Source organism: Shewanella sp. GD03713 (assembly GCF_029843705.1).
GTDB lineage: Bacteria > Pseudomonadota > Gammaproteobacteria > Enterobacterales > Shewanellaceae > Shewanella.
The window spans coordinates 3614855-3640342 of sequence record NZ_JAOCIW010000001.1; the positions used below are offsets into that span (position 1 = coordinate 3614855).

The 25488-nt window shown below is 44.4% G+C and carries 20 protein-coding genes; 7 read left to right on the forward strand and 13 right to left on the reverse strand.

What is annotated here, in order from left to right; genetic code table 11:
* Nucleotides 1–4: 4 nt before the first annotated feature.
* The 10 genes from N5E87_RS15875 to murJ form a co-directional block, all read right to left on the reverse strand.
* Nucleotides 5–3631, reverse strand: coding sequence for a PilC/PilY family type IV pilus protein (locus N5E87_RS15875; RefSeq protein WP_086903850.1), 3627 nt, complete (start codon nt 3629–3631; stop codon nt 5–7).
* Complete coding sequence (locus N5E87_RS15880) at nt 3628–4104, reverse strand: pilus assembly PilX N-terminal domain-containing protein (RefSeq protein WP_086903849.1); 477 nt, start codon at nt 4102–4104, stop codon at nt 3628–3630. Before N5E87_RS15880 ends, N5E87_RS15875 begins: the two co-directional genes overlap by 4 nt.
* Before the next feature lie 4 nt (nt 4105–4108).
* Nucleotides 4109–5107, reverse strand: a complete 999-nt coding sequence (locus N5E87_RS15885) for a PilW family protein (protein WP_086903848.1) — start codon at nt 5105–5107, stop codon at nt 4109–4111.
* Complete coding sequence (pilV, locus tag N5E87_RS15890) at nt 5108–5659, reverse strand: type IV pilus modification protein PilV (protein ID WP_086903847.1); 552 nt, start codon at nt 5657–5659, stop codon at nt 5108–5110. It abuts the gene before it with no gap.
* A 215-nt stretch (nt 5660–5874) separates the two neighbouring features.
* Nucleotides 5875–6831 carry a 4-hydroxy-3-methylbut-2-enyl diphosphate reductase gene (gene ispH, locus N5E87_RS15895; RefSeq protein ID WP_011623702.1) on the reverse strand — a complete coding sequence of 319 codons (957 nt, stop codon included), beginning with the start codon at nt 6829–6831 and terminating at the stop codon, nt 5875–5877.
* A 1-nt stretch (nt 6832) separates the two neighbouring features.
* On the reverse strand, nt 6833–7255 hold the full coding sequence (gene fkpB, locus N5E87_RS15900; RefSeq protein WP_011626961.1) for an FKBP-type peptidyl-prolyl cis-trans isomerase: 423 nt from the start codon (nt 7253–7255) through the stop codon (nt 6833–6835).
* Nucleotides 7255–7767 carry a signal peptidase II gene (gene lspA, locus N5E87_RS15905; protein ID WP_011623704.1) on the reverse strand — a complete coding sequence of 171 codons (513 nt, stop codon included), beginning with the start codon at nt 7765–7767 and terminating at the stop codon, nt 7255–7257. Before lspA ends, fkpB begins: the two co-directional genes overlap by 1 nt.
* A 9-nt stretch (nt 7768–7776) precedes the next feature.
* A complete protein-coding gene (ileS, locus tag N5E87_RS15910) occupies nt 7777–10599 on the reverse strand; it encodes an isoleucine--tRNA ligase (RefSeq protein WP_086903846.1) in 2823 nt (940 codons plus the stop codon).
* A 32-nt stretch (nt 10600–10631) separates the two neighbouring features.
* Nucleotides 10632–11567 (reverse strand): bifunctional riboflavin kinase/FAD synthetase, encoded by a 936-nt coding sequence (gene ribF / locus N5E87_RS15915; protein ID WP_011623706.1) that lies wholly within the window; start codon nt 11565–11567, stop codon nt 10632–10634.
* 65 nt (nt 11568–11632) lie between these two features.
* The gene (gene murJ / locus N5E87_RS15920; RefSeq protein WP_279775382.1) at nt 11633–13192 is read right to left on the reverse strand and encodes a murein biosynthesis integral membrane protein MurJ; all 1560 of its coding nucleotides are present in this window, start codon (nt 13190–13192) and stop codon (nt 11633–11635) included.
* A 252-nt stretch (nt 13193–13444) separates the two neighbouring features.
* On the opposite strand from murJ, the gene rpsT reads away from it, so the two are divergent.
* Nucleotides 13445–13711 (forward strand): 30S ribosomal protein S20, encoded by a 267-nt coding sequence (gene rpsT, locus N5E87_RS15925; protein ID WP_011623708.1) that lies wholly within the window; start codon nt 13445–13447, stop codon nt 13709–13711.
* 60 nt (nt 13712–13771) lie between these two features.
* Here the strand turns inward: rpsT and N5E87_RS15930 are convergent, their stop codons facing one another.
* A complete protein-coding gene (locus tag N5E87_RS15930) occupies nt 13772–14068 on the reverse strand; it encodes a metalloregulator ArsR/SmtB family transcription factor (RefSeq protein ID WP_006084975.1) in 297 nt (98 codons plus the stop codon).
* A gap of 135 nt (nt 14069–14203) precedes the next feature.
* Between N5E87_RS15930 and N5E87_RS15935 the strand changes: the two genes are divergently transcribed.
* Entirely contained in the window at nt 14204–15610 is a 1407-nt protein-coding gene (locus tag N5E87_RS15935) for a M28 family metallopeptidase (protein ID WP_279775383.1), read from the forward strand.
* Nucleotides 15611–15681: 71 nt separating this feature from the next.
* On the opposite strand, the gene yaaA is transcribed toward N5E87_RS15935, so the two are convergent.
* Nucleotides 15682–16455, reverse strand: a complete 774-nt coding sequence (gene yaaA, locus N5E87_RS15940; protein WP_279775384.1) for a peroxide stress protein YaaA — start codon at nt 16453–16455, stop codon at nt 15682–15684.
* A gap of 108 nt (nt 16456–16563) precedes the next feature.
* On the reverse strand, nt 16564–18030 hold the full coding sequence (locus N5E87_RS15945; RefSeq protein WP_126511742.1) for a sodium:alanine symporter family protein: 1467 nt from the start codon (nt 18028–18030) through the stop codon (nt 16564–16566).
* 433 nt (nt 18031–18463) lie between these two features.
* Here N5E87_RS15945 and N5E87_RS15950 point away from each other — a divergent pair, with 433 nt between their 5' ends.
* From N5E87_RS15950 to N5E87_RS15970, 5 genes are all read left to right on the forward strand, one after another.
* Complete coding sequence (locus N5E87_RS15950; protein WP_279775385.1) at nt 18464–20833, forward strand: phosphoketolase family protein; 2370 nt, start codon at nt 18464–18466, stop codon at nt 20831–20833.
* Nucleotides 20834–21073: 240 nt separating this feature from the next.
* A complete protein-coding gene (locus N5E87_RS15955) occupies nt 21074–22192 on the forward strand; it encodes an OmpA family protein (protein ID WP_164717887.1) in 1119 nt (372 codons plus the stop codon).
* A gap of 248 nt (nt 22193–22440) precedes the next feature.
* The gene (gene tal / locus N5E87_RS15960; RefSeq protein ID WP_279775386.1) at nt 22441–23397 is read left to right on the forward strand and encodes a transaldolase; all 957 of its coding nucleotides are present in this window, start codon (nt 22441–22443) and stop codon (nt 23395–23397) included.
* A gap of 20 nt (nt 23398–23417) precedes the next feature.
* Entirely contained in the window at nt 23418–25055 is a 1638-nt protein-coding gene (gene pgi, locus N5E87_RS15965) for a glucose-6-phosphate isomerase (RefSeq protein WP_279775387.1), read from the forward strand.
* A gap of 216 nt (nt 25056–25271) precedes the next feature.
* Entirely contained in the window at nt 25272–25457 is a 186-nt protein-coding gene (locus N5E87_RS15970; RefSeq protein ID WP_007650190.1) for a DUF3545 family protein, read from the forward strand.
* Nucleotides 25458–25488: the final 31 nt, after the last annotated feature.

Below are 25488 nucleotides of genomic sequence, written 5' to 3' on the forward strand. Positions count from 1 at the left end.
GTTCTTACTCGTCAATATGATAATAAATTTTGTTAGTACTTAAGCAGGCCCCTAAATTTACAGTACCAGTGCAATTAAGACCTGTAGCATCGCATGTGCCGCTACCGATAATAAGTACAGCAGATGTTTCACAATCGGAATCTTGCGCAGGTTTAGGGGGCAGCTCTGGATCAGGCTCTGGTTCACATGTTTGCGAGCTTGGATCACATATTGGTTTATCTTCAGGTGAAGGAGGAGTAATAATTTTGGGTGGTTGAGGTATGCAATCTTGGCAGACATCAATGTACTCGGCAGAATATCGTCCGCCTTTATGCAAATCTAAAGTGTATAAGCGTCCATTTGATGTGATTAAACAACTTGTGCCTGAAGACCCGCCTGATTGAGCGGGAATAAATGATGTAAAGTAGACCTTACCTTTAATAATCGCGGAAGGAGATAAACTTTTTTCACCTAATAATGAAAAATCATAATACCAACCACGCTTAGTACCAAACTCAATATTTTCCGCTTGTGTATCTGGAGCTGCTGACGTTACATCATAAAGATTTGTTAATGTTAATGGTGATGGAATTGTCTCTCCGCTACCTCCAAATGTTTTACTAACTACATTCCTATCCTGTAAAACAAAAAACATATCGCTTACTGCACTACCAAGTGGTGCAGCTCGGTTGCCAGAACCTAAAGTGACTGCGTCATAAGGTACATTCTGATGAGTAACAGTTTTAGTCGTCCCAGTGTCTGTGGTTGTAGTTATTTCTGTAAGGTTAGTAAAAGATGTCTGTGCAACTACGGGTTCATAAAAAAAACGTCGATCATCCGAACTTAAGCTCCCGCCTAATGATGCAAACTTAAACCCACTCCATTCATTAGGATTAGAAGAAGGAATGTCCATCCGCCACACGTTACCGCCAAGATCTGCCGCATATAATCTATCGGTTAATCCATCACCATTGCTATCAAGAGTAGCAATAGAGCCTGGAATACTCTCCTCGATGCCTGGCAAAGTAGTTGTTCCATTTGCGCCAAAACTATGAACTAAAGCTCCAGATGCAGCATTTACGATGTACACGTTACGCCCGTCTGAATTATTTCCTGTCGAAGCGTCATAACCCAAATTATATCCACCACCAAAAATAACGACAGGAACATCAACGCCAGGAATTTTAGTTACTACTGGTGTAGACCACGTCTGCCCCATGTCTGTAAAGCCTGGAGTCTCGTTGGAGATTTTCCACATAAGTATAGGTTCATCAGGACTTGTTACATCAAAGGCATAATAAGAATGCCCCCCTCGTCTCATTCCAATAAATAACCATGCTTTGGTGATAGAACCTGAAGCAGAACGCTCTAAATACGCAACTGGCGAGCCGTCAATACCATATACACTATGGCCATTGGCATAACTATTTGCTCTAAGAGTCGTTGTGTTGGGTAATAATTCATAGGGTAAAAATGCCCAACTTTCACTGATAGTACTACCTGAATCCCTAAAAGAATGAAGTACCCCATGATTGGTTCCTACAAAAATTCTAACATTCGAGCCATCACCGCCAAAATCAATTGCTAGCGGCTGAGAATGCATAGGATCCCCCATGATATCGCCTCTAGTTCCTGAATAATCATCTGAAGTAAGTGCTCCAGTATCATCACGGTCGACATTATTTCCTTTTATCCATTCAAATGCATTCGTCAGTTGTGCTTGCACTTCAGTTGGATCGGTCGGCAAACCTAGATAGCTAGCTAATAGGGTATCACCTCCTGCATGTAAAGAAGCGTTACTCAGTGTAAGATTTGTAATTCCACCATCACTAGCAATATTACTTAATAATTTCCTCGTATTCGGATTAATTACCCTTGCAGCACCACCTTCCTGTACATCATTGCCATCAGGTTTTGTCGAGCAATCACTCCAAAAACTACAGGCGGTATCTACGATTCCTCCTGTACGACTAATTGCAGGAGCATTATTTGCATCAACGAGGGTACCAGCTGAATTGACTTTAAGCTTTTTGAGGTTTCCCGCCCATTTAGGGCCTTGAGATGGGCGAAATAACGCGTAATAAGCTGAATCCAGCGTTCGTGTTGGATCCGCATTACTAAATGCAACCCCTGGTGCAGAAAAGCGCTGCCCAACATTAGTTATGGTGTCAACTATATTAGCAATTGCCGCCTGTAAATTAATCGTATTATCAGCACTGAAATACTGACCATGGCCACGTGCTGCAGTTTCGATTAAAAGAGGTTCTGCCTCAGAATCATCACCTAAACTAAACCCAATAGTATGAGTTATTACCCGCTGGTATTTCTCTGTATTGGGTAACAAATCATTTTCATACATATAACTCGCTAAAGCAGGCAAATAACTTGACTTTGCAGGAGAACTACCTTGAGCAGCTTTATATTGATAGCGGGAATAATTACCAGCAGGCACACCTGTTGCAGTTAAAGATGTTATATATGAATTAGCGCTTTCATCTAAAACGGGAGCGCCGTCCGTAATGTAAATTACAAAAGCAACATCACTGCAGACATCCATTGGAGAAATGTATTTACCTGAATTTTCAATACTCGTATCATACGGAGGATTATTTTTGGTATAGTGTACCCCTCCACTATTATAGTTCTCATCCGAATGGCCAAAGGTAATCGGGCCACCACTAAAATATCGATATGCTTCAAACATTGTTTCGCACAATGGTGTATTAGTTTCTGCAGAAAGATCTGTCACTGTACTTATTAAATTATCTTTTTCAGCCGAGGTCCGGCTCCGAATCCCAGCAATAATTCGACCACCATCTCTGTTTCCTTCATAAGGATAATTCATATTAAACACTGCCATACCAAAATCAACAGAGCCTATTGAACTAATCACTCCTGTTATTGCATCTTTAGCCATTTCTAAACGCGACTGAGGTTCATCTGCAGCGGGTAGACGCCCCTCTTTATACAAGGTGTACCATCTGAGGTAATTATCGGTATAAAGAGTGACCAACTCACCTGAATTAAACCCCATTGCTTTAGCGTTCGCTAACGTCCCCCCAAAGGGCACATATTGACTCCCAGATTTAACACTGTTTTGGGGGTAACCAGTTGCATAACCTGTCACATTACTATTATTAGAGGTATTTTCAGCCTCTATATCCTCCCAACAATCAACAGGATTATTTGTCTCAGCACCACTGTTTTCTTTTATTTGTTGCCAAGTCCCCTTTTCCGGTCCGGTTGTTTTATATTCCCTAATATAACCTGTAAAACGTCCGTAAGTATTAAGAGCAGCAGTAGCGGCTGCACAACCATTAACCAATTCATTAAATCGACGAGATTCAGACGGGCTATCAGGAATAGGTAAAGAACTTTCATCCATTCCTGTCCCAATTGTAAAATATATCATTCGTCCAGAATATGAATGGGAACTTCCCACTGGCGGATATTCAGTACTGGGCTTATATCCACTGGGAGCTCCCTCTACAATAGTGTCCATACTGCCAGAGTTATCAAATATAATTAATACTTTACTTCGACCTTGGTTTGGCGGCGGGAGCAAATAAAGATCTGTGTCATCAGTCCAACCTTGGCTCGGTATACCTAACATTGAAACTAAAAGTATACAAATGAGTTTATTAATCTTCATATTCCGCTCCCGTTAAGCACTTCTTGCTCAACACCTGTAACGACCGTTATTTGTCCCAAATTGTCGCGACCAAAATCAACCTGACTAGCTATCTCAACTCGCCGACATTTGAATAAATCGGTACCGCTTGCATCCACCCTACGCTGACACGACACATTCTTTGGTTGAACAACCAAAGCACCAGTACCATCATCCACAAGCGGCAGCGGTGTTAACACTTGATGTCCACCAGAATAATTATTACCTGAATCAATCGCTGTCATAGTGGCTAAAAATGCTTTAGTCTTAGCGTCCAAAACTGCAGCTATACCGCCATCAGCTAACGCTTTTGCTTCTATCCTCTCTGAACCAGCCCCAGACATACGCAATGATTGTGTAGAATTAACAGCCAGAGCAACACCAATGAGAGTCATAAGTATCAATACGATAAGAGCAAAAAATAACACCACTCCTTTTTGCTTGCTGAATGTCATTCTATCAACTCCGAATTAATACAGGGTTTTCTAAAACAACTGTAGTCGACATAACTTTACGCCTAAAATGATCACTGGGTTTCGCTATTTCTTTATCACCTAATTGATAAGTTGTCTCGTTAGTGTAGGTCATATCCTCTTGTATTGAACGAACTAATACATAGATCTTCAATGCCACTAAACGTTGAAATAACTCATTATCCCACATCATATTTGTCACATCTTCCGCAGGTAAAAAACTATCGGGAACATCATCACCGTCGTTATCAAATCCATATGAAACTCGAATATTTTCAATACCCTCGACTAGCTGCTCTTCATTATTCATTCCATTACCAGTCGTAAGCGTTCTACGTCTTAAAATAGGGATGCCATCTACATCATCTCGAATATAATAAATATGATGTTGATACTCCCAAAACCTTGCATTATCAAGTATGGGGACTGCACCACCACCATTAAAAAAAACCACTTGGCTCGAAGTAGCTGCAGCATAATAACTAGAAGAAGAAAGTGCCGCAGGAAGTAAATTAGGCCCAATAAAGCGTTTGATTTGTAAAACATCCGTATTAGATTTTACCGAGTTGAGGCAGGAAAACGACGGACCACTAACTCCTTCTTCATACCCCCACAAACGACGAAAATGGGCGGGTTGATTATTAGGAAGTGATGCGTTGTTGACACCTCCGCCACTACAATCATTATTAACAACCGTTCCAGGTGAAATAAACGCATTAGCTCCAAGAACAAAATCCGTTCCAGTCATATCCCCCATAAAAGCTAACTGGCTTAAATCCCTCTCCATAATGGCTAATGCAATACGTCCATTTTCCTGCAACTGGTTAAATTGACTCGTTGTAGTGACATTTGATGACGACATACTAAACATGGTGAATACACCCGCTGTTAAAAATAGTCCTATTACCATCGCGACCATCAACTCAACGAGTGACATACCTGCCTGTTTAGTAAAAACGACAAATTTTGTTGCACTAAAAATCATCTAAATCACCGTTTGAATAGTAAACACACGTCGTCTTTTACTCGAGGTGCCACACTCGATGCTTCCTATATTATCGCTAGTCTCACTAATTCCACGCCATGTCATTGTTACTGAAACTGAATTGCCATTAACTTTTATGCATGCTGTAGGGGTATCCAACCCCCCCACATTTTGAGTACCTACAATTTCGTACTCCCCAGAAAATGCGGAGCGCCACTCATACAAATCCCAAGCAACCAATTGAGCGGGGGTGCATAGAGTCCCACCTTCACATGCAGGAGATACAGGTGTAATAGCAGTTTGAGAACCAACATAATCACCATCATAGCTATCAAGCTGCGTTCGGTTTAGCTTCATGCGGTTGATAATATCATTGGCGTAATAGGAGGCTTGTGTTTGTTGAAAAGATTCAAAGCTGCCGCGTTTAGCCACAATGTGTAAATTAAAAATACCGATCAAGCCAATCACTAGAATCACCAATGCGACAAGCACTTCAATTAAAGAGAAGCCCCGTTGAATTCTGTTATGCGTCAATCGTTCGAATTTAGTCATATTTTTGACAAGCTTTTCAGCTATTTACCCTTTTAAATCTTAATCTTACGATAAAAACATTACTAGCAGTTAATAATAGATGAGTAAAATGTAAGTAGCCAGTAACAATAGCATATAAGCGTTAATTCCATTATGCCTTGTTTGTATTTGGTGAATTTTGATAATAAAAAAGAGGCCATTGGCCTCTTTTGATTCATCACATTGATTAGAATGAACTAGCGTAATTCCGCAGGCACCGCAAAGACGGTATCTTCTTTACGCCCTTCAACTTCGGTGACGACACTCGGTGCTAATTTCGCGATCGCTTGAACCACTTGCTGAACCAGTACTTCTGGTGCCGATGCGCCAGCGGTCACCGCAACTTTAGTCACATTTTCAAACCAAGATGAATCGATATCATCCGCGGTATCAACTAGATAAGACTGAGTCCCCGTCTTTAATGCCAATTCACGCAAACGGTTAGAGTTAGAGCTGTTTTTCGAGCCGACCACAATCAATAAATCCACATCGGCCGATAAGTTCCGCACTGCATCCTGACGGTTTTGCGTCGCGTAACAAATATCATCCTTACGCGGACCTTCAATCGAAGGAAAACGCTTTTGCAATGCGGTGATAATATCGAGGGTATCATCTACCGAGAGCGTCGTTTGAGTCACGAAGCAGAGGTTATTTGGATCACGAACTTCTAAAGTTTCGACATCCGCAGGAGATTCAATCAGATAAACACCGCCATTAGGGTTATCATATTGCCCCATGGTGCCTTCCACCTCTGGATGTCCCTCATGGCCAATCAAAATACATTCAATCCCCTTGCGGCTCGCACGAGTAACCTGCAAATGCACTTTGGTGACTAATGGACAAGTCGCATCGAAAACTCGCAACCCACGCGCCTTAGCCTCGGCACGTACCGCCTGAGAAACCCCATGAGCACTGAAGATAACAATATTGTTATCCGGTACTTGGTCTAACTCTTCAACAAAAACGGCACCACGATCTTTCAGGTTTTGCACTACATAGCGGTTATGCACGACTTCATGGCGAACATAAATCGGCGGCGAAAATAACTCGAGTGCGCGCTCGACAATACTAATGGCGCGATCCACACCAGCACAAAAGCCGCGAGGATTGGCCAGCATAATATTTAAACTTGGGCTGGTAGGATCTAATTTCATCTTACAATACCTTCACCACGTCGAGTTCAAATGTCACTTTGCGTCCCGCTAGAGGGTGATTGAGATCGACCGTAATCGAATCGCCCGCAACCTCACGCACAATTCCGGGGATCTCACTGCCGCCTGGGCCTGCGAAACTGACGATAACGCCAACTTCAAGCTCCATATCGGCTGGAAAGCGGGTTCTATCCATATAATGAATCGCATCGGGATTTGACTCACCAAACGCATCGACCGCTTCAAGCGTAAAGCTGTGTTTATCACCTTCATTCAAGGAAACAAGTTGCGCTTCAAATGCAGGGCTTAAAGTACCATCACCGATATTAAGGCGTGCTGGCTTACCCGAGGCTTTAGTACTATCGGCGGTCGAACCATCTTCAAGCACAATATTCATATGGCACAATAACGAACGTGTCACAGTCACTACTTCACCTCTTCGGTTTTATCTTGTTCGGATTTGCTGTTAAAAAACGAATCCCAAATGATCAGCACGGCGCCGATAAAAATCGCGGAATCGGCGATATTAAAGGCAGGATAATGGCTCTTACCCCAATAAAAATCGATAAAATCCACCACAAAGCCGTGCATCAATCGATCGATTAAGTTACCTAGGGCGCCACCGATCACTAAGGTGTAAGCCAAGTTTAACTTCCAGAGGGATGCCGATTGCTTTCGCAGCCACACAGTCAACAAGGTACTGAAACCAACAGCCACTAAGGTAAATAACCAACGTTGCCAACCGCCCGCTTCACTTAAAAAACTAAATGCGGCGCCATAGTTACGTACGTAGGTGAAATTAAAAAAAGGTAATAACTTCACCGATTCGAACAAATCAAAATTGGCTAAGACCCATTGTTTGGATAGTTGATCGGCCAAAAACACCAATACAACTACCCAATACCAACGTAAGCCACTGTCTTTCCAAGTTAATGGCATACAGATCCTTTACGCAAACAGACGAACTTCGCCGTCACCTTCAATGTTGGTTACGCAGCGATGGCACAGCGTTGGGTGAGCCTCAATCGTGCCCACTTCTTCCCTATGGTGCCAACAACGTTCGCATTTCTCTGCTGTTGTTGCATTTACCACTAACTTCAATGAAGCCAATTCAGTTTCAACGGCATCGCTTGTCGCATCTGCCAATGGCAATACTTTGGCTTCTGAAGTTAACAGGACGAAACGCAGCTCATCACCAATGTGCGTTAACTGCTCAGTTAAAGCAGCATCGGCAAACAGCGTGACTTCGGCTTCTAAGGAGCCACCAATGCGTTTATCGCGGCGCGCTTGCTCGATAACCTTGTTGACTTCGTTACGCACAGTCAGCAGATTTTCCCAGTACGCATCACTTAAATCAGTATCTAAAGTGATAGATTGCAGATCTTGGTACCATTCTTGGGTAAACACATAAGCATCACGTTGACCTGGCAGTAATTGCCACACTTCATCGGCAGTAAAGCTCAGGATTGGCGCAATCCAACGCACCATCGCCTCAGCAATGTGGAACAGTGCAGATTGGCAACTACGGCGGGCATGGCCCTCTTGCTTAGCGGTATATTGACGGTCTTTGATGATGTCTAAGTAGAAGCTACCCAGCTCAACCGAGCAGAACTGCATCAGCTTTTGCGTCACAATATGGAAGTTATATTGCTCATAAGCTTCAATGATTTCTTGCTGCAGCGCTGCCGCGCGTCGCACCGCCCAGCGGTCTAACGCCACCATATCTTCTACAGCCACTAAATCCTTAGCTGGGTCGAAGCCATTAAGGTTCGCCAGTAAGAAACGAGCAGTGTTACGAATACGGCGATAAGCATCGGCGCTACGGTTTAAGATTTCATCCGATACTGTCATTTCACCGCTGTAGTCGGTTGCAGCAACCCAAAGACGCAGAATATCCGCACCTAACTTGTTGGTCACTTGCTGCGGCGCAATGACGTTACCGATAGATTTAGACATCTTGCGACCTTTACCATCAACGGTAAAGCCGTGGGTCAGCACTTGTTTATAAGGTGCTTTGCCAGTCATAGCGGTAGAAATCATCAGTGATGACATAAACCAACCACGGTGTTGGTCGCTACCTTCAAGGTATAAATCGACACCATGACCATGAAACTCTGGGCGCGCGCCTACCACAGAAGCAAAGGTTGAGCCTGAGTCGTACCATACGTCTAAGGTATCGGTCACTTTGCGGTATTGTTCGGCTTCTTCACCCAGTAATTCGGCAGCATCGAGATCCCACCAAGCTTGAATGCCTTCCTGCTCAATGCGGTTGGCTACACGTGCCATTAACGACACGCTGTTAGGGTGCAGCTCTTCAGTTTCGCGGTGTACGAATAAGGTAATTGGTACACCCCAAGTACGTTGACGGGAGATACACCAATCAGGGCGATTCTCAACCATCTTCTCGATACGGCTTTGGCCCCAGTCAGGGATCCACTGAGTCTGCTCAATTTCGCTTAATGCTTGCTTGCGCAGATTTTGGTTATCCATAGAGATAAACCATTGCGGCGTAGCACGGAAGATAATGGGCGTTTTATGGCGCCAGCAGTGTGGATAGCTGTGACGGTACGCAACATGGTGTAATAGCGCGCCTTTTTCTTTCAGGAGTGCAACCACATTGTCGTTTGCTTTAAATACGTGTTGACCGGCAAAAAACTCAGTGTCTGGTTTGTAAACGCCGTTATCGCCAACAGGGTTTGCCACTTCTAAGCCGTATTTTTGACCAACCACGAAGTCGTCTTGACCATGACCAGGTGCCGTGTGAACCACACCCGTACCAGCGTCAGTCGTCACGTGGTCACCTAAAATCGCAGGTACGTCAAAGGCTAAGAATGGATGCTTAAAGCGAACCAGCTCAAGTGCTGCACCTTTAACTTTACCTAACACGCTGTGGCTCTCGGCGCCGTAACGCGTCATACAAGCTTCAACTAACACATCGGCCAGAATAACTGCGTGAGTCGCGCCCTCTTTCGCAAATTCAACCAAGCTGTAATCAAGCTCAGGGCTGATAGATAACGCGCGGTTAGCTGGCAGCGTCCAAGGGGTGGTAGTCCAAATCACCATAGCGACAGGATGTGAGTAATCGCTTACACCAAACTGAGCGGCTAAAGCTTTGCTATCAGTCGCAGTAAAGGCCACATCGATAGCGGGAGAGGTTTTATCCTCATATTCCACTTCGGCTTCGGCAAGGGCAGAACCACAGTCTGTACACCAATGAACAGGCTTAACACCTTTATGTAAGTGACCGTTTTCAATCACTTTAGATAAAGAGCGTACGATATTGGCTTCGGTAGCAAAGTCCATCGTCAAATAAGGCTTTTGCCAATCACCCAGCACGCCTAAACGAATAAAGTCGGCACGTTGGCCATCGACTTGCTCGGCGGCATATTTACGGCATTCTTCACGGAATTCGGCCGCAGAAATTTTTTGACCAGGCTTACCGACTTTTTGCTCAACTTTCAGTTCGATTGGCAGACCGTGGCAATCCCAACCAGGCACATAAGGCGCGTCAAAACCTGACATGGTTTTTGACTTAACAATAATGTCCTTAAGAATTTTGTTGACTGAGTGACCAATATGAATACTGCCGTTCGCATACGGTGGGCCGTCATGCAAAATAAAAGGTGTGCGGCCAATTCGGCTATCACGGATCTGCTGATACAGACCGTCTTTCGTCCAGCGCTCTAACATCTCTGGCTCGCGATTTGCCAAATTACCACGCATCGGAAACTCAGTTTCCGGCAAATTCAAAGTAAATTTATAGTCGCTCATTGATCCTATACCGTTAATTAAACTGATAAATATCAGCCTGCATCGTTACCAAATAAAGCTCTGGCCTCATTTGCATCATTCAAAATCTGTTGTTTTAGTGCATCCAATGAATCAAAGGGTTGTTCATCGCGAAGTTTTGCCACTAACTCAACCTCAACATGCTTGCCATAAATGTCACCTTCAAAATCAAAAAGATGCACCTCAAGCTGACAAACTTGACCATTTACGGTCGGGCGGAAACCAATGTTGGCAACCCCTTCATAAATATCGCTCTCATCCCAATAGAGTTTCACCGCAAACACCCCGCGCACGGGCACCACATTGCGTTTGAGGGCAATATTGGCGGTGGGGAAACCTATGGTTCGGCCAATTTTTTGGCCATGGGCCACGCGGCCGCTTAAGGTAAAGGGATGACCGAGTAGGCGTCTTGCCTGCTCAAGGTTCCCTTTAGCCAATTGTTCTCTTACCGCGGTCGAACTCACCCGTTGCGAGCCCACCATAAAACTTTGAGTGCTAACCACGGTAAAGCCATAACGAGCTCCCGCCTGCATCAGCATTTCAAAATTACCTTTTCGGCCTTGACCGAAGCAAAAGTCATCGCCAACGACGAGGTATTTAACCCCGAGCTTGCGCACCAGCAGTTCTTCGATGAAATGCTCCGCCGGTTGGTCTGCAAAGGCACGATTGAAGTTAACACACACTAACCGTTCAACGCCTAATTCATCTAACAGGATGATTTTGTCCCGCAATAAACTCAGACGTGCGGGGGCATTCTCACCACGGAATAACTCCTGTGGTTGAGGCTCAAATGTCATCACTGTCGGAGGTAATGAGAGCTGCTTGGCTTTTTGCACCAGATTGGCAATCACCTGTGCATGGCCGCGATGCACGCCATCAAAATTACCTATCGTCAGCACACAGCCATGGTGAGATGACAAAATGTTATGTATACCGCGGATTAATTCCATAACTTAAGACAACTGCCAAGCGCAAATCGGCTGATTATATAACAGCTAACGATAAGAATCAGCAATCAAACTCCCCGTTTCATTGACCAAGGACGAATTCCTAACGCCAATAAGCCAAGTAAATACGTCATAGCGCCAACAGCAATCAAACCAATCAAAGCCTTAGCACGCCCAGCCAACTGCCATTCCAACCATTGAGATTGTGAAGGTAAGAAGTAGTACAAGACTACCACCATCAAGGCTGTCGAAACCACGGCTTTAAGGAAAAACACCATTGTTGGTTTAGAAATTCGGTAAACACCCGCCTTGTGTAGGCCGCGATATAACAGAGTGGCATTCAATAATGCCGACATCGATGTCGCAATCGCTAAGCCGACATAGCCAAAGGGAATAGCAAAGATCAAGTTAAAGCCCATATTGGTGATCATGGCGATAATGCCGTAGCGCACAGGAGTCTTAGTGTCTTGACGCGAGTAATATCCAGGCGCTAACACTTTAATTAGCATAAAGCTGAGTAAACCACTGCCATAGGCCATCAAGCTGTAGGATGCCATCTCAACGTCTTGGATAGAGAAGGCGCCGCGCATAAACAGCACCATCAACATAGGTTGGGCGAGCACAATCAACCCCATCATGGCGGGTAATCCTAATAAAAGAATCGCCTTGATGCCCCAATCCATGGTCTTACCAAAGCCATCACCTTCAGCATTCACATGATTTCGAGATAAAGCTGGTAAAATCACTGTGCCAATGGCAATACCAAACAAACCGAGTGGAAATTCCAATAAACGGTCCGAATAGTACAACCAGCTAATAGAGCCCGTCATCAGGAAACTAGCGATAAAAGTATCGAATAACAGATTGATTTGTGAGACTGACACACCAAAAAGCGCAGGGATCATCAGGGTTCTAATCTTCACGACCCCAGGGTGTTTCCAGCCCCATGACGGTTTAACGAGAGCCTTTTCTCTAAATAGGAAGGGGATCTGGAATAAAAACTGAATTAAACCGCCACAGAACACACCCCACGCCAAGGTAATTTCAGGCTGGGAAGAAGTCGGCGCAAAAAACATCGCCGCCGCAATAATGGCCACGTTTAAGAATACTGGGGTAAAGGCTGATACCGCAAAACGCCCACGAGTATTTAGGATGGACCCCGCTAACGCGGTAAAGGTGATAAACCATAAATAAGGGAAGGTGATTTTAAGCACAACGGTTGCCAGCTCAAACTTGGCACCATCGGGCTCATTGTTAAGCCAAGCCACAAACCAGCCGCCACCAAATAAGGCCGACAATACGGGGGATGCGATGACACCGATAAGAGTCACAATGGTCACCAAGAGCCCTAAGGTCCCCGCCACTTTACTGAGTAACTCTCGAGTTTCATCCGAAGTGTGTTTTTCCTGATATTCGGTCAATACGGGAACAAATGCCTGAGCAAAAGCGCCCTCGGCAAATAATCGACGTAAAAAGTTAGGAATTTTATTGGCGAAGAAAAAAACGTCGGCGCTTGTCCCTGCCCCCATTAAATTGGCAACGACTACATCTCGAACCAAACCTAAAACACGAGAAATCAACGTCATAGCACTAACAATCATGCCAGATTTCAATAATTTTTTACTCAAACGTCCCCCAGACCTACATCGAATGGATTAGGTGATTCATCTCAAAAAATCGACTCAGGCTCTGTCACACTGCGGCAATAGCTGTTAGAATTGCGCCACATATTACACGAGTTGGGTTGAAGATAGCCAAGGCGGGTTGAATTAATTTATCTTTATGATGATTATTCAATCATAGTCATTGACAAAGTGACTAAATGCAGGCATATTCCTCGGCCTTTAAAAGTATCAAATCCAGTTTTTAGGAGTTGCACCTTGGCTAATAGCAAGTCTGCAAAGAAGCGCGCGCTTCAATCTGAAAAGCGTCGTCAGCATAACGCCAGCCGTCGCTCAATGTTACGTACATACGTTAAAAAAGTAATCGCTGCTATCAAAGCTGGCGATCACAAAACAGCAACTGAAGCTTTCGCTGCTGCACAACCAATCGTTGACCGTATGGCGACTAAAGGCCTTATTCACAAGAATAAAGCTGCCCGTCATAAGGCTCGTTTGAACGCTAAGATCAAAGCACTAGCTGCTTAATTGTCTTAGTAAATAAAAAAAACCGGCAATTGCCGGTTTTTTTATATCTGATGATTACCATTAATGACAATAAATATTGTTCAGTAGATGGATCATCTCACGCACTTCATCACTCTTAAGCGAATAAAATACGGTTTGCGCTTCTTTGCGTGTGGTTACTAAATTATCTTTGCGCAACCAAGCAAGGTGTTGTGATAGTGCCGATTGACTTAAGCCTAATTTTTTATTCATTTCGCCAACGCACATTTCACCTTCGTTCAATAAATAACAAAGGATAAATAAACGGCGTTCGTTTGCGAGTGCTTTTAATAGCACTACGGCATGATCGGCTCGCTCCTGCATCAATTCAATATTCATTACGCACTTTTTCTCCTAAAACTAACCCCTGCGCTAATATAGCGTTGCCTTACAGATATAGTCGGGACATAAAGCACACTTTTTGCTAGATTGTTTTCAAAAATGGGACATGCTTAATAAAAATAAAGGAAACCTATGAAATCCTACCAAACAACACTAATAACTGGGCTATTTATTGGCGGTTTGAGCGCCTGCCAAACTCACGTAGAAACACCCGTAAAAAATGATATTCCAGCTCAATTGCAACAAACCGCATTAGCGTCATCCTTGGGATATGACATAGTCGAATCCCTCACTGTAGAAGTCGGCCCACGCTTAGCTGGTAGCCCAAAAGACATAATTGCCGTGAACTGGGCAATGAATAAGTTAACAAGTCTTGGGTTTGATAAGGTTTATAAAGAGCCTGTACAAGTTCCGATTTGGGAACGCGGTGAAGCCAAAGCCAAGATGATCTCGCCGGTAGAACAGCCTTTAGTGATAACAGCCTTAGGGGGCAGTATTGCCACGCCAGCCGAAGGCATTCAAGCCAAAATTGCTCGTTTTGATAGCCTTGCGGCACTACAAGCGGCAAATCCAGAAGATGTAAAAGGCAAGATTGCCTTTATCGATCAAAAGACCGAACGTCACATAACAGGTGAAGGTTATGGCAAAAGTGTCGGCGGCCGCTCAAAAGGCGCAGTCGCAGCCGCACAAAAGGGAGCCGTAGCAATCGTCATTCGCTCAATTGGCACAGATCATGACCGCATGGCGCACACTGGTGTGATGCGTTATCAAGATGGCGTGCCTAAAATCCCAGCCGCAGCGATGTCTAATCCCGATGCAGACTTAGTAGATGCGATGTTAAAACGCGATCCAAACGCGGTGCTCGAACTACATATGTCACCAAAGGATTTAGGCACCAACACATCCTACAATGTGATTGCAGAAGTCACTGGCAGTAGTAAACCCAACGAAATTGTTCTGATTGGTGCTCACTTAGATTCTTGGGACGAAGGTACAGGCGCGATTGATGATGGCGCAGGCGTTGCCATTGTGACGGCAGCAGCAAAACATATTCAAGATCTTCCGCAAAAGCCCGCGCGAACTGTGCGAGTGGTATTTTTCGCTGCCGAAGAAATTGGTTTAGTGGGAGGCAAGGCTTATGCTGAAGCGCACAAAGCCGAGCTACCTCTGCATTATATTGCTGCCGAATCGGACTTTGGCGCTGGCCCGATTTATCAAATCGACACTAAGGTAAGTGACAACGTTTTCGCCAAAGTTCAAGAGAGCATAAAACCAATGACATACAACGGTGTTGCCCTCGGCAATAACCAAGCCTCGGGTGGGCCTGATGTCTCAATGCTGCCCGCATTAGGCGTACCTGTAGCTTCATTAAGACAGGATGGCCACGATTACTTCGATTATCACCACACACCTAACGATACCTTAGATAAAATAGACCCTAAGGCACTGGCACAAAATGTGGCAGCGTACGCTCAATTTGCTTATATCATGGCAAACTCGAATTTAGTGTTAACCCCCATTAGCACTGAATCGAAATAAGCCTCATAAGTAAATCATTCACTCATAAAAAGAGCAGCCTAAGCTGCTCTTTTTATTTAAACCGTAATAGGTTACTGCGCTTCACGCAAGAATGTTGGCTCATTCGGTTTACTCAATTCTTCACTGTAGTAATAACCTGCCACATTAAACGCTTTTAATTCATCAATCGAACTGACTTGCTGATCAATGATATATCTTGCCATCATTCCCCGCGCTTTTTTCGCAAAGAAACTGATGACTTTATATTGGCCATTTTTAAAATCTTTAAATACTGGAGTGATTAATTGCCCAGTTAATTGCTTTGGTTTAACCGCTTTAAAATATTCATTTGATGCAAGGTTAATTATCAGCTCATCCCCCTGCTCTGAAACGGCACGATTGACCGCTTCGGTGAGAATATTGCCCCAGAAATCGTAGAGATTCTTACCTTTAGGATTGGCAAGCGCAGTCCCCATTTCTAAACGGTAAGGTAAAATCAAATCCAAGGGTCGCAGTAAACCATAGAGCCCAGATAAAATACGCAATTGTGACTGAGTACGTTCGAGCTGTTCAGGCGTCAACGTATCGGCATCAAACCCCGTATACACATCCCCCCGAAACGCAAAAATCGCCTGTTTGGCGTTGGCAATACTGTAGTCGGGCGTCCACTCACCAAAACGCGCGGCATTTAAGCCCGCGATGTTATCGCTCACCTTCATTAATGTTGCAATGTCACTCGGGGTTAACCGTTGGCAGACTTGAATGAGTTCTTGGCTATAAGCTAAAAAATCGGGCCGAGTATGGGTTTGAGTCAAAGGAGGTTGCTCAAAATCTAGGGTTTTCGCCGGTGAAACCAAAATCAACATTAACACGCTCCAACAAATAAAATACGCCACTATGATACTGAACAGGTATAAAAAAACCACGTACGGATGACGTGGTTTTTCCGATAGCGCTAATCAGTGAACTTGAGTTTAGCGACTAAGCGCAGATTCTGTACGCGTTTTCGCCTGCTCGTTAGCACTATTATCCTGCCAAATACCATCATCGAGTTGTTCCATTAACTCAGGGAACTTACTGCGATCGAACTCAGGCATTTTGCCACTTTTCAATTGTTCACAGTAATCATTAATAACCCGAATCGCGAGGCCCGATAACAACAGCAATGCAATGATATTGACCGTGGCCATCAGCCCCATAGACACGTCAGCTAAGTTCCACACTAAGCTGATTTTAGCCACAGCACCAAACATCACCATGCCCAATACGCACAGACGGAATAGCGGTAACGCCTTAGTGCTGTTGCCCGTCAAGAACATCACATTGGTTTCCGCATAGGAATAGTTAGCAATGATAGAGGTAAAACAGAATAGGAAAATAGCTATCGCGATAAAGGCGCCGCCCCAGTCTCCAACGTGGTTTGACATCGCATTGATGGTGAGACGAATGCCGTCTTCACTAGAACCGATATCGCCTGAAAGTAAAATAATCGCCGCAGTTGCAGTACAGATAACGATGGTATCGACAAACACTCCCATCATCTGCACAAAACCTTGGGATGCTGGATGGTTAGGATTCGGTGACGCACTGGCCGCGACGTTTGCTGCGCTCCCCATCCCCGCCTCGTTTGAGAACAGACCACGGGCAATCCCCGCTTGCATGGCTTGTGCGACAGTATAAGCAACACCGCCCGCCGCAGCCTCTTGCCAACCGAAAGCACTCTTTACGATAAGACTTATCACAGCGGGTAACTGTTCTAAGTTGAAAAGCACAATAATGAAAGCGATCAGAATATAAGCCAGCGCCATGATAGGCACGATAAACTCAGACACTCGAGCAACTTTACGTAACCCACCGACAATCACAAAGCCACTGGCTATCACTAACCCAATACCCACATAGGTTGGATTGAAGCCAAACACCCGCTCCATTGCCCCCGTAATGGTATTCGCTTGCACCGCGTTAAACACCAGACCAAAGGCAATGATCAGGAAGAAAGCAAACAACACTCCCATCCATCTCTGACCAAGCCCTTTCTCCATATAATAGGAAGGGCCGCCGCGGAATTGACCGTTGGTGTCACGCACTTTATATACTTGCGCAAGAGTCGACTCCACCATGGCGGTTGCCATGCCCAACATGGCAATAAGCCACATCCAGAATACAGCGCCAGGTCCAGCTGCGCCAATAGCCACTGCCACCCCAGCCATGTTTCCAGCCCCCACACGGGCCGCCATACTGGTACAAAAGACTTGGAATGAAGACAGACCACTCTCGCAACCTTGACGGCTCATGGTCATCACTTTAAGAGAGTGTTTGAAATGCGTAAGTTGAATAAAAACAAGTCGTAAGGTGAAATAAAGACCCGCACCCACCAGTCCGTATACGAGCAATTTGCCCCAGAGCAGTGCGTTCAAAAAATTTACAATGGTTTCTAGCATATTATTTTACTTCTTCCCGTAGCAAATGCCCTCCTCTACCTATAATTAAGGGAGAGGTGCAACATTTGTGGTGAATGAATCCTTCCAAATAAAGGTAAGAATATCGGTAGATTTATTCTTTCAAATTATCCTTCCGTGAATTTACAACATCACGGCTACCGAATTCAACGCAGCAAAATAGCACAGTATTCGAAATTACTCATGTGATCAAGCCTACGTTTGCCCACTAAAACAGCAGTGAACTCACACAGACAAAGCTCAGATAAGTCACTGTTAATATTAAATTAACAAAAATACAAACTTAAGCCACATGCGTTAACCACAGACACAAGTTTTAAAATTTGGATGTAGAACACATTTTTGTAAGAAAATTACAAATATAGTAAATCCAAGAAAACACAATTCACTTCCGTCTGCTCTAATGAGGCTTAATATGACGACTACTACACATGAGATTAATGCTCTTAAAAAGTATGTAAGAGCCACAAACTTCCTCGCTACGTCTCAGATTTATTTAAAACAAAACGTATTACACAAACGACCCCTTGCGCATTCGGACATTAAGCCTCGTTTGCTCGGTCACTGGGGAACCTGTCCAGGTATCAACTTTGTCTATGCCAACGTCAACCGACTCATTGTAAAGCATAATCGTCCTTTCATTTACCTCGTCGGCCCAGGCCATGGTTTCCCCGCAGTACAAGCTAACTTATTTATTGAAGGCTCACTCAGCCACTTCTATCCAGAAACCATTCCTTATAATGAAACCGGTATCGAAGATATCTGTAAGAAGTTTTCTGCGGCCTATGGTTATCCATCACACGCAAACCCTGAAGCACCCGGTCAAATCCTTGAAGGAGGCGAATTAGGTTACTCGTTAGCTGTAGGTTGGGGCGCCGTATTAGACAATCCTGATCTTATCGCGACAGTATTAGTCGGTGACGGTGAATCTGAAACTGGCCCTCTGGCAGCCTCTTGGTATGCTAACCGATTAGTCTCCCCCGCGACAAACGGTGCTGTGTTACCAATCGTGCATATCAACGGCTATAAAATTTCGGGCCCAACTCGTATGGGACGTATGAGCCATGAAGAGCTAGATCTTGAATTCCGTGGTCTGGGTTATCACCCAATTATTGTCGACAGTGAAGCGGAAGAAGATATCTACGTTCAAATGACTGCCGCGATGGATACTGCTTACAGCATGATCAACGATATCCAAACCCGTGCTCGTAAAGGTGAAGATGTTGTCAAACCTCGCTGGCCAGTGATTTTAATGCGCACCGCCAAAGGTTGGACAGGTGTAAGCGAATATAATGGTACAAAATTAGAAGGTAACTGCGAATCGCACCAAGTTATCGTCAATAAATGCGCAACGGATAAAGGTCACCTTAGCGCACTAGATAACTGGCTTGCCAGCTATCAGTTCCAAGAGCTTTACCAAATCAATGCCCAGGGTGAACTGATTTTTGATGCGGATATTAGCTCTCTGATCCCACCAAAACATTTAGCCTGTGGTCGTCAACATCTTACTTATGGTGGTGAAGTCGTCAGAGCCCTATCGAATCCAGATCTAGAAAAGCTCAGCTACGGCCCAGAAGTACCACGTGGACACCGCGGTTACTCCATGTTGAAAATGGGACAATGGATGCGTGACGCATTCAAACTGAACCGTGATCAACGTAACTTACGCATCTTTAGCCCAGACGAAACCTATTCAAACCAACTGCAAGCGGTATTTGAAGAAACCGACCGCGCATGGCAATGGCCAATTGAAAGTTGGGACGAGGATATGACTCGTGATGGCCGCGTACTCGAATTACTCTCTGAGAACTTACTGTTTGGTATGCTACATGGCTACACTGTGACAGGTCGTCACGGCATGTTCCCAACCTATGAGTCTTTCTCACAGGTTGTGTCTTCCATGGCCGACCAATACTGTAAGTTCGTTTACGCCAGCCAAGGGGTGCATTTCCGTAAACCCTTACCCGCGTGCAACGTCGTACTCTCTTCATTATTAGAGCGTCAGGATCACAACGGTTACTCGCATCAAAATCCATCATTCTTGGGTGCGATGCTAGAAAAACATCCAAAAATCATTTCGGCTTATTTACCTGCGGATGCAAACAGCACTTTAGTTTATACCGAACGCGCTTTTGCAGATCGTGACAAACTAAACATCCTAGTGGCAGGTAAAAAAGAACTGCCACAATGGTTGAGTTTAGAAGAAGCACGTAAGCAAGCCAAAGACGGTGTGATGGTGTGGGATTTTGCTTCCGATGAAAATCCAGATATCGTTCTTGCCGGCTGTGGTGATTATGTCACTCAAGAATGCATGGCTTCACTTGTGATTATTCGTGAACTCTTACCTAGAGTGAGAATTCGTTTTGTCAGCGTGACCGAATTAAGCAGTGATGGTTTAGGTAGCCGTAAGTTTAAAGAAAAACCTTGGATGATGGATGAAATATTTACCCAAGATAAAGGGGTTGTATTTAACTATCACGGTTATCCAAATACTATCAAAAAGTTAATTTTTGACTACAAAGGAAGCCGCCGTTTCAGAATTAAAGGTTATGAAGAAGAAGGTTCGACTACAACACCATTTGATATGGGTGTTCGTAATGGCACTTCTCGCTATCACCTTGTTATTGATATGGCTTACAAACTATTCCAACAAGGCGTCATCGATGAAACCAAGCACGTTTCAATCACAACCGATATGCTGCAACGACTCGTTGACCATCGCAACTATATTAAGGCAAACGGTGTTGACCCTGTTGAAATTGAAAATTGGGTTTGGACCCGTTAACCCCAAATTTTAATTAACAAATTAAATACAATTAAAAGGCATCCTTCTGGATGCCTTTTTAACATCAATCAAAAGTAACAATATGCTATTCCATAAAAAAACTTTGGACTAAGCACTGGAAAAATTTAACAAATGAAGTGATAATTAATCGCTGGCTACAATACCAAAGGATCCCCACACTAAGTGCTAGCAATGTTTTGCATAAAACCTGCAAAGCATATTGGTGGAGAATCATAAACAATGGACTTAGAGAAAATGATGAAGAATACATTAAAAGTAGTTTTGCTTACATCAATGCTTCCACTTGCTGCCAGTGCATCTCAAGAGTTAACACCTTGGTATGTTGGTGCAGGTTTAGGCGTTAATAACTATGAACACATTGCAACTGACAACGGCGATGACAACCCATACGCATGGGACATCTTCGCAGGCTATATGTTTAATGACTACTTTGGTGCTGAAATCGGCTATCGTGATCTAGGTAGTGCTGATTGGACCTATGCAGGCATTGGCAATGATGCAGACGTTAAAGGTGCAACTCTTGGCTTAGTTGGTGTATGGCCACTAGGTAACCGTTGGAGCCTATCTGCTGAAGCAGGTGCAATGTATTACACCTTAGAAAACAACCAACGTTCTGTTATCGGTTCTACTTCTTACAGCGAAAACGACTTTGCACCTTACTTCGGTGCAGGCGTTGGTTATAACTTCACTGATAACTTGAAGTTACAAGCTAAGTACCGTCGCTACGAAAACTTAGACGATAACGCAGGTCCCAGTGCGATCGTTCCTGTAAATGCTGACAGCAACTACTGGGGCTTAGAATTAAGCTACCGTTTCGGTTCTCCTGCCGCTCCAGTAGCTGCAGCAGTTGTTGCTGCAACACCAGTTGACTCTGACAACGATGGCGTTTACGACGATAAAGATCAGTGCCCAGCAACTCCAGCAACTCACAAAGTTGACTCTGTTGGCTGTACTATCTATGAAAACGTTAAGAAGCAAGAAGATGTAGGTTCTATCCAGTTTGCTAACGATTCTGCTGTAGTGAAAAAAGAGTACTACAAAGACATCGAAAGACTGGCTAACTACCTGAACAAGAACCCAGAGTTCACAGTTGAAATTGCTGGTCACGCTTCTAACGTAGGTAAACCAGACTACAACATGACTCTGTCTGACAAGCGTGCTGACGCTGTTGCTAAGATCCTTGTTGAAAAATATGGTATCAGCCAAAGCCGTGTAACTTCTAACGGTTACGGTATCACTAAGCCATTAGTCGCTGGTGACACTAAAGAAGCTCATGCAGCTAACCGTCGCATCGAAGCTATCGTGACAACTACTGAAAAACAACCTGTTCTGAAGTAATTGCACTCTTAAGAATAAAAAAGTCGCTGCTTGCAGCGACTTTTTGTTTTTATAACATCTACACTATGCAATCTGATGACACTTAGCTCACTGTTGTAATGCAATCACAGCTTTTCGCCTAAATTCGATATAGTTTTACCATTTTTGTAATTTTTTTACATTGATGGTTGGAAAAGTTGGCAAAATCGCTTCTAATAGTCATCAGTTCATTTCTGAGTTTAGACCGCTATCTGAGAAGGATGTTTTTCATGGCAAATACATTAGAGCAACTCAAGTCATACACTACGATTGTGGCCGATACTGGCGATATTGAAGCGATCAAACGCTATCAGCCAGAAGACGCAACGACCAACCCATCACTCATTTTAAAAGCGGCTCAAATTCCCGAGTATAGCGCTCTAATCGACAATGCTATCGCATGGGCTAAATTACAAAGTGCTGATATTGAGCAACAGATTGATGATGCCAGCGATAAACTTGCAGTGAACATTGGTGTCGAGATCCTAAAACTGGTCCCGGGCCGTATTTCAACCGAAGTGGATGCCCGCTTATCCTTCGACAAAGAAAAATCCATTGCGAAAGCACATAAATTAGTACGTCTGTACCAAGAAGCGGGCGTGGATAAATCTCGCATTCTGATCAAATTAGCCTCAACGTGGGAAGGCATTTGTGCCGCCAAAGAGTTAGAGCAAGAAGGCATCAACTGTAACTTAACCCTACTCTTTAGCTTTGCTCAAGCACGTGCCTGTGCAGAAGCTGGCGTGTACTTAATTTCTCCATTCGTTGGCCGCATCCTCGACTGGTACAAAAAAGACACAGGTAAAGACTATGACGCAGTAAACGACCCAGGTGTCGTTTCTGTGACTGAAATTTACAACTACTACAAACAACATGGCTATAACACTGTCGTCATGGGTGCAAGTTTCCGTAATATCGGTGAAATCATCGAATTAGCGGGTTGTGACCGCCTGACTATTGGCCCTTCATTGCTAGAAGAGCTGGCAAACTCTCAAGTTGCTATTCAACCTAAACTCATTCCTGCCAGCACCACAGTTGCAGCCGACGAGCCTTTAACTGAAGCGCAATTCCGCTGGGACTTCAACCAAGATCCTATGGCTGTCGACAAGTTAGCAGAAGGTATCCGTAACTTCGCCATCGACCAAGGCAAACTCGAAGTCATGCTCAAGGCAAAACTGGCAAACTAAGTATCTTCGGAGACGATTCGATGACTATCTTGACCCAAAGCACAACTTGGCAAGCGTTAGCAGCGCATAGCCATCAGATCCCGCATATGCGGGAACTCTTTGCAGGCGATCCGGCACGCTTTAGCAACATGTCGCTTTCTACCTGTGGCTTATTTTTAGATTATTCAAAAAATAGAGCGACACCTGAGACACTCAACTTGCTGTTGACACTGGCGCAAGAGGCAAAGCTTGACGCTAAAATCAAGGCGATGTTTGCCGGTGATATTATTAACACCACCGAAAAACGTGCCGTATTACATACCGCACTGCGCAGCACCGCCGAGCAATCCATTGTTGCCGAAGGTCAAGATATCGTTCCTGAAGTACAGCAAACGCTGAACAAAATGCAGCAGTTTGTTACTTCAGTCACCTCAGGACAATGGAAAGGTTTCACTGGCAAAGCCATTACCGATATCGTCAGTATCGGAATCGGTGGTTCGTTCCTTGGCCCTAAAATTGTTTCCCAAGCATTACGCCCTTACTGGATTACGGGTCTCAACTGCCATTTCGTTGCCAACGTCGATGGCACCTCGATCAGTGAAAAACTCAAGCTGCTCGATCCAGAAACCACTCTGTTTATCATGTCGTCTAAGTCTTTTGGTACACAAGAGACGCTGACCAATACCCTAACGGCGAAGGCGTGGTTCTTAGCCAAAGGTGGTTCACAGTCAGATGTGGCGAAACACTTTGTTGCCGTGACCTCTAACGTGGCAAAAGCGACCGATTTTGGTATCGATGCTGACAATATTTTCCCAATGTGGGACTGGGTTGGTGGTCGTTATTCACTTTGGTCAGCCATTGGTTTACCCATCGCTTTACTCATCGGCATGGATAACTTCCGCTCCCTATTAAAGGGCGCGCACCAAATGGATACCCATTTTGCCAATGCGCCTCTAGCGGAAAACATGCCAGTGATCATGGGATTACTGTCTCTGTGGTATGGCAATTTCTTTAATGCTCAAAGTCATGTGGTATTGACCTACGATCATTACCTACGCGGACTTCCCGCTTACTTCCAACAACTGGATATGGAAAGTAACGGTAAGTCAGTCACCCTTAATGGTACCCATGTGGATTACAGCACGGGTCCTGTGATTTGGGGCGGCGAAGGTACAAATGGTCAGCACGCTTACCACCAGCTGCTACATCAAGGTACTGCATTAATTCCGGCCGATTTCATTATGCCGCTGCAAAGCCATAATCCTATTGGTGAACACCATGATCAGTTAGCTTCTAACTGCTTCGGACAGACTCAGGCGCTCATGCAAGGCCGCACCTTAGATGAAGCGCTGGCCGAATTGAGCAAGAGCAACTTAAGTGATGAAGAGAAGTTACTTATCGCCAAACATAAAGTCATGCCTGGCAATAAGCCAAGCAATACTCTGTTAATGGATAAGCTGACTCCTGAAACCTTAGGTGCACTGATTGCGCTCTATGAGCACAGAACCTTTGTCCAAGGCGCTATTTGGGACATCAACTCCTTCGACCAATGGGGTGTTGAACTCGGTAAAAGCTTAGGTAATGACGTCCTCGCCCGTATCGGCGCAGAGCAAGATGCCACCGCCTTAGATGCCTCGAGCAATGGGTTAATTAACCTATATCGACACGGTAAAATCTGATCGAGCAAAAAGCCAGCAACCGCTGGCTTTTTTATTTTATCTCATTAATAAACTTAAGATATTCCCTCACAACTTCCTCTACCACTCCCGCGAAGATCAATGACATATCATTCAAACTTCATTTCAAGTTAACACAAATGAAACATAATTCTTGCACCCTGTTTTGAAAATATGTTATTTAATCGCTGACAAAACATACAACAACAGGAGGTTACCATGGATCGTTTAGATTATGGTTGTGCGCTAGATGAAGTCGTAGAAAGACCCGATCGCTCGCGAGGCTCCAATAAAAAGCGTAAGTGGCGAGAAATTGAAGCGTTAAAGGACAAACATCGTTTACTCAAGGAACTTCAAGAGATTGATAACAACTTTGATTACGATATAGACGCTATCCAGTTGTAACCCATTGTTTAATAAACAGCATATAAAGAAA